Annotated in this window: 9 protein-coding genes and 2 pseudogenes; 2 read left to right on the forward strand and 9 right to left on the reverse strand. The window is 50.5% G+C overall.

Annotated elements, in window-relative coordinates; genetic code table 11:
- Window positions 1–53: 53 nt before the first annotated feature.
- The 6 genes and pseudogenes from NNN64_RS23290 to NNN64_RS03115 form a co-directional block, all read right to left on the reverse strand.
- Window positions 54–663: pseudogene (locus NNN64_RS23290) on the reverse strand (DUF3164 family protein).
- Window positions 664–676: 13 nt separating this feature from the next.
- Window positions 677–934, reverse strand: coding sequence for a host nuclease inhibitor protein (locus tag NNN64_RS03095; protein ID WP_271440436.1), 258 nt, complete (start codon window positions 932–934; stop codon window positions 677–679).
- Between the two features lie 2 nt (window positions 935–936).
- The gene (locus NNN64_RS03100) at window positions 937–1,176 is read right to left on the reverse strand and encodes a hypothetical protein (protein WP_163181274.1); all 240 of its coding nucleotides are present in this window, start codon (window positions 1,174–1,176) and stop codon (window positions 937–939) included.
- Window positions 1,177–1,345: 169 nt separating this feature from the next.
- The gene (locus tag NNN64_RS03105; protein WP_271440437.1) at window positions 1,346–2,284 is read right to left on the reverse strand and encodes an AAA family ATPase; all 939 of its coding nucleotides are present in this window, start codon (window positions 2,282–2,284) and stop codon (window positions 1,346–1,348) included.
- A gap of 78 nt (window positions 2,285–2,362) precedes the next feature.
- Window positions 2,363–4,345: a transposase domain-containing protein gene (locus NNN64_RS03110; RefSeq protein WP_271440438.1), complete on the reverse strand. Its 1,983-nt coding sequence runs from the start codon at window positions 4,343–4,345 to the stop codon at window positions 2,363–2,365.
- 4 nt (window positions 4,346–4,349) lie between these two features.
- Entirely contained in the window at window positions 4,350–4,574 is a 225-nt protein-coding gene (locus NNN64_RS03115) for a helix-turn-helix domain-containing protein (protein ID WP_271440439.1), read from the reverse strand.
- Window positions 4,575–4,754: 180 nt separating this feature from the next.
- On the opposite strand from NNN64_RS03115, the gene NNN64_RS03120 reads away from it, so the two are divergent.
- On the forward strand, window positions 4,755–5,384 hold the full coding sequence (locus NNN64_RS03120; RefSeq protein WP_271440440.1) for a hypothetical protein: 630 nt from the start codon (window positions 4,755–4,757) through the stop codon (window positions 5,382–5,384).
- A gap of 379 nt (window positions 5,385–5,763) precedes the next feature.
- Here the strand turns inward: NNN64_RS03120 and NNN64_RS03125 are convergent.
- From NNN64_RS03125 to NNN64_RS03135, 3 genes and pseudogenes are all read right to left on the reverse strand, one after another.
- Window positions 5,764–6,948, reverse strand: a pseudogene (locus NNN64_RS03125) (MFS transporter); the annotation flags it as partial.
- Between the two features lie 350 nt (window positions 6,949–7,298).
- Window positions 7,299–8,297: an inner membrane protein YhjD gene (gene yhjD, locus NNN64_RS03130; protein WP_271440441.1), complete on the reverse strand. Its 999-nt coding sequence runs from the start codon at window positions 8,295–8,297 to the stop codon at window positions 7,299–7,301.
- Window positions 8,298–8,367: 70 nt separating this feature from the next.
- The gene (locus NNN64_RS03135; RefSeq protein WP_271440442.1) at window positions 8,368–9,267 is read right to left on the reverse strand and encodes a LysR family transcriptional regulator; all 900 of its coding nucleotides are present in this window, start codon (window positions 9,265–9,267) and stop codon (window positions 8,368–8,370) included.
- A gap of 119 nt (window positions 9,268–9,386) precedes the next feature.
- On the opposite strand from NNN64_RS03135, the gene NNN64_RS03140 reads away from it, so the two are divergent.
- On the forward strand, window positions 9,387–10,145 hold the full coding sequence (locus NNN64_RS03140) for an SDR family NAD(P)-dependent oxidoreductase (protein ID WP_271440443.1): 759 nt from the start codon (window positions 9,387–9,389) through the stop codon (window positions 10,143–10,145).
- The last annotated feature ends 122 nt before the right edge of the window (window positions 10,146–10,267 follow it).

Raw genomic sequence — 10,267 nt, forward strand, 5'->3', positions numbered from 1 at the left:
ACGAATCCCTGACGCAAGCGCCGTTTTCAATTTGAAGTTTTATTTAAAAGTATTTAAAGCTTGGCTAAATCCAGCGATATCTGCTGATAGTTACCATCCGCTTGACGCTCATAAATACGCAAATACTGACTGGTGCCGGAAACCTGAATTGCATCAGCAACAGCGTCCATCGCCTCATTCCATTTCGGGTCATTGATATCGAGCTGACGGAGGCCAAGAACCTGGTTGATGTCGATGCGACCTTGCTTGTTAACGCGAAAGGCATGATCTACCAGGGCCATAATGCGTTCATCCGCACCGCCAGACCATTCGCTGATGCAGCAGCGCTTTAGCCGCCTGTATACGTTCATCAAATACGCGATGCTCACCGACTGCGCGAATGAGCTTGTAACGGACGTCAAAACTGACCAGAGTCACATTGCCTTTTGTGCCGCCGTACTCCACGCCATACTCAGACGCCGAAAGGTCTGTGAAGTCGGCGATTCTCTGCATAGACTCCAGTTTGAACGCTGCCAGCAACTGACGCTGCTGACGTGCTGCGCCGACAATCGTCATCACGACTTCATCACGCAGCTTATCCACGGGTTTGACCTGAGATTCAGGGATTAAATGCCCCTGGGCATTGGTGCGGTAACCAAGTGGGACGGTATTTTGGTTGTTCATTCTCAATCCTCGTTTATTTTTCTAAATATTCAGCTGTAATAATTTCAGTGAATTTTATTAATGCTGTGCAACCATCGTGCTGGTTATTTGCCTCTGGCACGCCGGGAACCAAAAGCTGTTCGCTAATTCTTGAATGACGAGCATGCACATCAATAAGCTCTCTTACACGCAATTCATTCCCTGAGATAATGGGTAAAGCACCATCCGGTACTTCATGGCCGAACTCAATCAGGCCGGATGCCCATGCATAGGCGGTTATTTTTTCCGTCATATTTATCTCCAGATAATCCGGCAACCATTGAAACTGGCTACCCACACGGAGCGGGAACCTGAATTGTTACGCTCAACAATACGCACAGCGCTGTTGAGCAGGTCAACCGGAGGGCATGACACCTCCAGGACGGGACGAGAACGGGTTTGGCGAAACTCCGTAACCAGACAGCCTTTTTTGTTCAGCAATGCCTCAGTGGCCATCGCTTGTTGAACATGTGAGGAAATCAGTTCGCTAATCATTTTTTGCTAGCCTCTTTACTCAGATCGTAAAAGTTTTTACAGCCGCAGCGGGGACATACAAGACTGAAAACTTTAATACCCTTGTATGAGTTATCTCTCACCTCTATCCGCTCGCCTTCTTTATGAATATTTCTGCAGCGAGTGCATTTCACCTCGTTGTCTTTATTCATTAATCCTCCACGATTTCAGCATGCCCCAGCTCAAGCATTGCTGAATGAATATGGCCAGAATTAACCGGCTCGTTTTTACCGCTGGCGTAGATATGGGCCAGCGGCAGAATGTGGGAGAGAGAGCGCAGAGCACCTGGGCGCTTTGCAATCGCACGTAACAGCTTGCGTTCATCGCGTCCGTCAACCTTCCATGCATCGCAGAACGCATCAACATCAGCGGCCAGCACGTTGTTGATGACAATTTTCTTTGCCACGCGAGAGAACAAACGAGCAAAATCGACGGTACGACTACCACCAGTCAGGCGGTCATAGACTTTATGGTTGCCGATAAATGCCAGCCCGATGCCGCATTCTTCTTGGAGGATGCGCAGCTCTTCGATGGCGTCATAGTTCAGCCAGTCCGCTTCATCAATGATGACTAAGGCATTGGTGTCGCGCAGCCGGCGACGCAACAAGCGGGATAACGCACCGCGCTGATAAGGCGCATCTGAAATCCCCATCTCCAGCGCCAGCTCATACATAGTTTCCAGCTCGTTCGTGCGGGATTTGCTCGCAGTAAGACGCCAGACGTTGTTGCCTGTACGGGTGTATTGCTTCAGCGCTTCCGACTTGCCCACACCTGGATTCCCGTAAACGAGCGCGATGGTGTGGGTCAACTGGGCGTAGGTCAGCGCGGCCGTGATTTTTTCAGAGGTCGGCGTCACAACATAATCAGGGATTTCCGGCAGCGCACTCTGGGCAGTTTTACGGGTCTCAAGCCAGGTGCTGATTGATGCCGCCACGGCATCATTGTCGCCCTTATATTTGCCGTTAATAAACTGAGAAAGGGCAGACGAAGACACCCCGGTTTCACGCGACAGCGCAGCACCAGAAATGGTTTTGTCATCAATCAGACCTTTTACGGTATTACGGATTACATCATGGTTAATTTGCGTCATCGTTTTTAATCCTGTATTTTTCCATTGTTAATACGGTTTTAAACACTTCTCAAAAGCGGCGGCTCAAACGTCGCTTTTTTATTTCTTCGACTTGCTGACACTTTTCATCAGCGTCTGGAAAATCACATCGTTCTCGTTCTGATGCTCCTGGACTTCCTGAACTTTTTTCAGTGCATTACCCTGGGCAAAGACACGTTCAACAACATGCCGCTGCGGTGGTTCTGCCGGTGCAACTTTTGGCAGCAGATCGTTAACCTCGATTGCCGTCATGCGGCGCTGAGCTTTGGCTGCGCGTTTGGTATGGGTCATCATCTGCTTACGCTGGCGGCTATGTTCGCGACCTGTTTCGGTATCGCCGAACGCAACAGCTGAGCGGCATTCCGCCATGCAGAGGAAGCGGCCATCAAGGTCGTAACACGCCACTTCGCTGTGAAGGTTGCGAGGGTCGAAACGCACTGTAATTTTGCGCTGGCGAATATTGGCCAGAAGCGGATTCCAGTAGCTGTTTTTGCGGCCATAAAGAGTGCCGCCGCACTGCAGGAAGAATTCACCGGTAGTTTTCACCGTCACGGCTTCTGCTGGCAGCATCAGCTGGCGGATTTGCTCTTCACTGAGGTGGGTGACAACCGCATTGCTGTAGCTGCGCTCGAATGCCTGGTCAAATGACAGCTCACCCTGACACATCTCAGTTTCACGGCCGACACGCGCGTTATAGATGGCGATCCCCTCGTTGACAGCGGAAAGGAATGTCTCAACATCAACAACCCGGTCACCGTAATTGTCCGGTTTATTCTGGGTGTTCGGGCCAGTGTATGCCCCGGCCAGAGAGGGATGTTTGTCGATATAATCCCCCAGGCCACCGATACCAAATGCACGTTCAATCGGTTTTGCCTGACCCCAGCCTTTACCGCCAATAACACTCGTCCAGTGAACCTGAATACCGAGCATCGGCAGAATACCCATCGGATCATCCGGCTTAACTTTGAAGCGATAGCGGTTAGGAACACCGCCTGACAGCCATTTGTTAGCCGCTGCACGGGTGTTATCGATGGTGACATGTTCAGGCTTACCGAATTCTGAAATGGCATCCATCAGTGACAGGCGAATGCTGTCGCTGTTTTCAGAGACATCAGTACGCCAGCCAATAATTTTGCGGCTATGAACGTCCTGCCAGACCCACGTTTTTGGGCGGATCACTTCACCGTTGTACCACTGCACGAATACGTTGTGCTGGTAACCATCGCCGTTTATCCATTCCATCGCATGCAGCTGCGCGACGGTGCGCTGCTGGCTCGGGAACATACGCGCCAGTGCGTTATCACCTTTGCGGGTGGCGACAATGACACGCGCATCGATTTCGCGTTCAACACGGCGGCGCAGCGTGCGTTCAGAAGGGATTTCCCAGCCATATTCCCGCGCAGCTATCTGGAGCAGTTCATACGATTTCGTGAAGCAAGGCTCTTCCGGGCGGAGATAATCACCCAGGAAAAATTGCCAGGCATCTTCGCTGATTGGCGCTTCACGGTTGGTTTTGCACTTCTCACGCAGACGGCGGTCAAGCAGAACGGGCGCCCAAACGTCACGGCTGCGGTTCTGTACGCGGTAATACAGGTTACGCAAAGAGCCTTCGCTCATATGCAGTTTCATGGCCGCTGTTCTCAGAGCCAGGCGCAAAGACAGACCTGAATCGACCAGCTCCGCGACAAGAGAAACAGCAGTAGTACGCTGCTCAGCACGCTGGCGCTGTTCGTTGGTCGCACCTTCCCAATGTTTCCAGAGCTGCTGGCGCTCGAAGTTATGTGCAGAGTCAGCATGACCCTTAGTGCGTTCCGGCAGAGAGATGACGCCAGAAGATGTTTCCACCATGCCTTTAGCGGAGAGTACCTCTGCACGTGCTTCAGGTGGTAAAGCAGAAATGTGGTATTCAAACGCTTTAGTGCCAGCACGTTTGCGAACAAGTTGTGGGGCATTATCAGTTATTTTTTTCAGGCTATATCTCAGCCCCTGCAGAGTGGTTGGTAGTCCAGGCACTCCCACTAATTCATTAACAGTCACAAACATTTCACTAATCCTTGTTGTAACGGCTTGGCCAGATTGATGCAGGTTCTGTATTGAGTGCATCAGCGATGATGCGCTCCCCTTTTGGATATGATCTTGCCAGTGCATTTTTCAGCGTATCGGGTTTCAGTCCGGCACTGACGGAAAGGTAACGCATTGTGAAACCACACTTATGAAGCGCGGCAACAATGTCAATGCGATGCCAGTCACGCTGTCCTTCATTTCTTTGCATCTTTCGATTACCCTAAAAAGTTATCCATGCGGATAATCCGCGCGGGTTATCCGTTGGGATAAGTATTGATCCACATTGAGCACAAGTAAAGAAAAAAACACAACGTAGTTTGTTTCTTTGAGTTTTTGGCGTGCCTATATGAGTTTCAAATTCAAAATCAATTAGTTAATGGGAATAGCAATGCAAGAACATAAAAACAAAAAACTTTCTTTGGAATCCCTTGAAAAAGAAAGTATTTCAGAGAGATTGAGGGTGCTCATTGGCTCTAGAACTGTTCGTGCAGCAGCCGAAGAGTGGGGGTTACCGTTTTCCACATTAAACAACTATCTTACAAGAGGAACCGAGCCGTCACTCAATGTGGCATTAAGAATTGCCAAGATTGAAAACGTACCGGTTGAATGGCTTGCCGAAGGTATAATTTTCGTAGAGGAGGTGCACAGGGGGTCTAGCGTTGAAAACCTTCAAAATCGCCTTATTGAAGAAGGTTATGAAGGCGTTAGCCTGGCCTTTACAGGAACGCCCGCTACATCTATTGATGGAGCGATCTCATCCGCATGGTCTTTGATTTTTGACTCGCTGGATGCTGAAGAGCGTTATGAACTCGTGCATTTATTTTTCAGGATTGGCGCTAGAGGTGTTCTTCAAAATCTGAAGGGGCTGGAAGCTAATGATAAGACGTGGTCAAACCTCAGTGAATCTGAAAAAGAACGCTTGATTCGACTTCATGAGCAGTTGAAAAAAGGGCCACCTGAGGATGATAGCAGCGTAGCCGAGGCTGACCTGTCCAGTAAAAACCAGAAGGCCGGCTAAATTATTCATATGAACAACTTAACCGGCCTGATTGACGTTGTGAGTTGACTCTAATCAAACCGTGCTACCCCACGATCAAGGCAGTACCTAACGATTACAAAAAGCTTCCAAATGGTACCAAGCAAGTTACACAATTAATGATATTTAAACGCTGTGTGAAGCCATTAAATACTGTGTATTAGCGTTACAGTTTTATGTGTCATAAGTATGCAAGCGCTCGGCGGTGATCTAATTTTGACAATGAACAATCCGTCTCAGCACACAAACAAGCATATTGCCGCCAAGCCTTAATTCGCCTGACTTTGTCCCACCAGATCCCGCCTTCTTTCACCTGTTCCCGGATTCGTTCCGATGTTCACTACATAACTGTCACCTTACAGGCACCGAGAATCGACGAGACGTTATACGAGAATGATGCGCCCGTGTAGCGAACTTCGGTCGGGAACAACTCCGGAAGTAGTGCTCCCATCGGGCCGAATGTCAGCCCCATCAGGCTCAATCCCAGCAACAGGAAGGCGAACACCAGCACCGGGTTACCGGAACCCAGCAACGGCTTAAAGGCAAACAGTGCAAACAGAATGATAAGCGTGGTGATGATGAGCATGCTTTTGCGACGACCAAACGCATCGGCCAGCAGACCTGCCACTGGTACCATCACACCGAAGCCAATCACCGCCATCATCAGCATCCACAATACGTCATTACGCGGTAAGCCAAGACCCACAGGTGCTGCGGCGGTACTGAACGTCATCGAGTAGACGGTCATGATATAGAACAGCGTATAGGTCGCCAGCATGATGAACGTGCCGAGGATGGTCACGCGAACATGCTTTGTCAGCAGAGTGCCCAGCGGGATTTTTACCTGCTTTTTCGCTGCGGCGACTTTGGCAAATACCGGTGATTCGTGGAGCGAAACACGGACGTACAGACCGATAATAACCAGTATGGCAGAGAAGATGAAAGGTACGCGCCATCCCCAGCTCATAAATTGCTCATCAGTCAACAGCCAGGAGAGCAACAGGAACGTGCCGTTAGCGAAGAAGAAACCGATAGGCGCACCCAACTGCGGGAATGAACCGTACAGCGCACGTTTACGCGGTGGCGCGTTTTCCGTCGCCAGCAGTGCAGCACCGCCCCATTCACCTCCCAGGCCTAAACCCTGGCCAAAACGCGCCAGCGCCAGCAGCAACGGGGCGAAAATGCCGATGGTTTCATAACCCGGCAGCAGACCGATGACGACCGTTGAAATCCCCATGGTGAGCAGTGAAGCAACCAGCGTGACTTTACGTCCAACACGATCGCCGAAATGGCCGAATACGGCAGAGCCGATCGGACGGGCCACGAAGGCGATAGCAAAGGTAGCCAGCGACTGTAGCGTTGCCGCCGCTGGGTCACCCTGCGGGAAGAAGATGTGGGGGAACACGATCACCGCCGCGGTTGCGTAAATATAGAAGTCGAAGAACTCAATAGCGGTGCCGATGAGCGAAGCGACGACGACTTTATTGCGCGAGTTGACCGGGGCGTGTTCCTGTTCGTTATCGAGTGTTGTAGCGGTTGCTTGCATAATATTTTCTTATTTTGGGTCGAACGAAAGGCCATATTACGCACAGCAAAAGAGACATTTCAATCTGTAACAAACGCTGAGCCTGGTCAAAATAAAGTCGAAAAGAGGATAATTTTTAGGCTGGCGTTTTCACTTCTATGAAATGCTTCACATAATTTAAAACTTAGTTGATAAAACTGGTTTTTGGTTAAATAAAAGTTACGAGTTGGATTTATTCACTAAATCGGTGAGAGCAGACGGCATTATAATTGCCGGATGGCGCTGCGCTTATCCGGCCTACACAACTCACCCGTAGGCCGGATAAGACGCGCGCGTCGCCATCCGGCAATTCACAACTCATCCGGCGGTGACTATTGCGATTTCCCCGGCATGCGCGGGTCATCTTTGTATTCTGCGGTCGCAATCCAGGCCGCGCAGAACAAGGTCAGACGGGCGAAGAAGTAGAAAAATGCCATCAGCCCAAGTACAGAGCCAAATGCTGCGCCTGACGGTGATTGCACCAACGATGGCAGCGTATATGTCATAATCATTTTGATCGCTTCAAAGCCCAGCGCGGCGATAAATGTGCCACGAATCAACGCTCTCTTGCGCGGGCGATGGCGCGGCAGACGCCAGAAAATCCAGAAGAACAGCAAATAGTTGGCGAAAATGGAGATCGCCAGGCCAATCAACCGCCATGCGGGTTTCAGCCATTCAATGCCGTCGAGATACAGTGCCGAGATGATCATTTGCTGGGCAGAACCGGCAATGGAGGTAATCGACAGCGTAACGATCAGCGCAATCAGCAATCCAATCAATGAAACAAAATCACGCAGGTATTTAACCCATATTTTTTCCTGATCCTGCGGTGTGCGTTCCCAGACGTCCCGCGACTGTGCACGAATAGCTTCACGCAGGTTTCCCATCCAGTTGATACCAGAGTAGAGGGCGATGCCAAGCCCCACCAGACCCACGGTGGTACGTTGCTGAACGGCAGTATTGATGGTGTTTTTCAGCGTTGAGGCCAGCGTCGGATCGCTAACGTTGAGCAATATTTTGCTGAAGATATCCTGTAATAACGTGGGGTGTGAGGCGAGTATAAAACCGGCCGCCGCAAACGACACCATCAGGATAGGGATCATCGACAGAAACGAGAAATACGTGATGGCTGCGCCAAACTGATTCCCCATTCGGTCATTAAAACGCTCTGCAGCGCGGATCAGGTGGGCGATAACAGGTTGACGTTGAATTTTATCTGCGAAGGTTATGGCTGTTTTCAGCGCCTGGTTCGCTTTGGCGTTTTTCACCGGCGTTGTGGTGGTTTGCTGTTGTTCAGGCGTAGGGTGTTTTGCGTCGTGTTCCTGCGTCATCCGATCGGTAGTCCTTATTTTGTTTACTCATGACATTATAGTCGCTCAGACCCACTTCCCGGAAAATGGGCTAATCCACATAGTCTTTCATCACACCGGTCAACCATTCCATGAACAGATGTACCCGGCGGGAAAGGTTACGGCGATGTGGATACAGCAAAGAAACGGGCATGGGCTCGGCCCGATATTGCGGCAGCACTTCAACCAGCGTACCGGCGCGAAGAGCTTCACGCACCCCGACGCGTGGTACCTGAATAATGCCCAGCCCGGCAAGGCATGCTGCATGATAGGTTTCGGTGCTGTTCACCGTCAGCATGCCGCCCGTTTTTACCCATGCAGTCCCATTGTCTGTAGCCACCTCGAAACCCTGTGCGCGCGTACCCAAATTCACCGAGTAATGCACCACAGCATGTGAGGCCAAATCCTCCAGACTTTCCGGATAACCAAAGCGGGCCAGATACTGTGGACTGGCACAGTTAATCTGTGTGAGTTTCCCCAGCGGTCGAGCAATCAACCCTGAATCTTTCAGCGTGCCAACGCGTACGACGCAGTCGAAACCCTCACGAATTAAGTCTACCAGGCGGTCACTGCTGCTGAGTTCAAGCTCCAGACCCGGATACTGATGCAAAAAGGTGGGCAGGCGGGGCATGACCAGATTTCTCGCCACGCCAACCGGCATATCGACGCGCAGCTTACCGCTGATACTGGCTGGATCGTGATGGAACAACCCATCCAGTTCATCCAGATTGCTCAACAGATCTTTTGCACGTTCGTAATAGATCATGCCGTCCTGCGTCAGCTGAACGCGCCGGGTGGTGCGGTGCAGAAGTTGCGTACCCAGGTGATTTTCCAGGGCCTGAATTTGGCGCGATACGCTACCTTTAGGAAGTCCAAGGGTGTCTGCCGCACGCGAAAAACTCTCCAGTTCTGCGACGCGGATGAACAACTGCATTGCGTGAATTTTATCCATTCCCATGCCCTATTGTTGTTCTAAATGAAACAGTAATGCGCAATTAGCGATATTTATTGTTCTTCTACCACCTAATAAGCTTTGTCTCAATCATCACAACACCTGAAATGAGGTTTCTTATGACGCAACGTATCGCATTAGTGACCGGTGGCGGTCGTGGGCTCGGTAAAAACGCGGCACTTAAGCTGGCGAACAAAGGAATAGGTATCGTCCTGACGTGGAACAGCAATGAAAAAGAGGCGCAGCAGGTTGTGGATGAAATTCGGCAATCTGGTGGAAAAGCAGCGGCATTGCCGTTAAATGTCGGCGATATTTCAACGTTCCCATCCTTCGTGGAACAGATGAAGCACACCGTAAAGGCACAGTGGCAGAGCGAAGGGTTTGATTATTTATTGAACAACGCCGGAATCGGCATTAATGCGCCATACTCTGCATTCACCGAAGCGCAATTTGACCAACTGATGAACATCCAGTTTAAGGGGCCATTTTTCCTGACGCAGAGTCTTCTTCCGCTGATGAACAAGGGGGGAAGGATCCTCAATGTCTCGACTGGTCTTGCGCGTTTTGCTCTACCGGGCTACAGCGCCTATGCCGCCATGAAAGGGGCGATGGAAGTGCTCACCCGCTATCAGGCTAAAGAGTTGGGGGAACGCGGTATTACGGCAAATATCATTGCGCCGGGCGCGATTGAAACCGATTTTGGCGGTGGGAATGTGCGCGATAACGCGCAACTAAATGCGTATATTGCCTCGCAAACGGCGCTGGGACGCGTCGGGTTACCGGATGATATCGGTGCTGCCATCGCCGCGTTGCTCAGCGATGAGCTCGCCTGGATGACGGCACAACGTATTGAGGTATCTGGCGGGATGTTCCTGTAACGCTGCAACGTGCTTATTCAATAGACGCAGTATCTGTTGAATGAGCACTTAATGCTATATTGTCATTTGTAACATATTCATTGTTTGTTCAGGATTTCTTATTTTCAGCTAAAAATGTATTC

The sequence above is a fragment of the Citrobacter sp. Igbk 14 genome (assembly GCF_028069825.1).
In the GTDB taxonomy this organism is placed as follows: domain Bacteria; phylum Pseudomonadota; class Gammaproteobacteria; order Enterobacterales; family Enterobacteriaceae; genus Citrobacter.

Bases quoted from the DNA above. Each gene is read 5' to 3' on its own strand.
- NNN64_RS03115 (WP_271440439.1), bottom strand. From the start codon at position 4,574: ATGCAAAGAAATGAAGGACAGCGTGACTGGCATCGCATTGACATTGTT.
- NNN64_RS03120 (WP_271440440.1), top strand. From the start codon at position 4,755: ATGCAAGAACATAAAAACAAAAAACTTTCTTTGGAATCCCTTGAAAAA.
- NNN64_RS03110 (WP_271440438.1), bottom strand. From the start codon at position 4,345: ATGTTTGTGACTGTTAATGAATTAGTGGGAGTGCCTGGACTACCAACC.
- yhjD (WP_271440441.1), bottom strand. From the start codon at position 8,297: ATGACGCAGGAACACGACGCAAAACACCCTACGCCTGAACAACAGCAA.
- NNN64_RS03105 (WP_271440437.1), bottom strand. From the start codon at position 2,284: ATGACGCAAATTAACCATGATGTAATCCGTAATACCGTAAAAGGTCTG.
- NNN64_RS03140 (WP_271440443.1), top strand. From the start codon at position 9,387: ATGACGCAACGTATCGCATTAGTGACCGGTGGCGGTCGTGGGCTCGGT.
- NNN64_RS03135 (WP_271440442.1), bottom strand. From the start codon at position 9,267: ATGGATAAAATTCACGCAATGCAGTTGTTCATCCGCGTCGCAGAACTG.
- NNN64_RS03100 (WP_163181274.1), bottom strand. From the start codon at position 1,176: ATGATTAGCGAACTGATTTCCTCACATGTTCAACAAGCGATGGCCACT.
- NNN64_RS03095 (WP_271440436.1), bottom strand. From the start codon at position 934: ATGACGGAAAAAATAACCGCCTATGCATGGGCATCCGGCCTGATTGAG.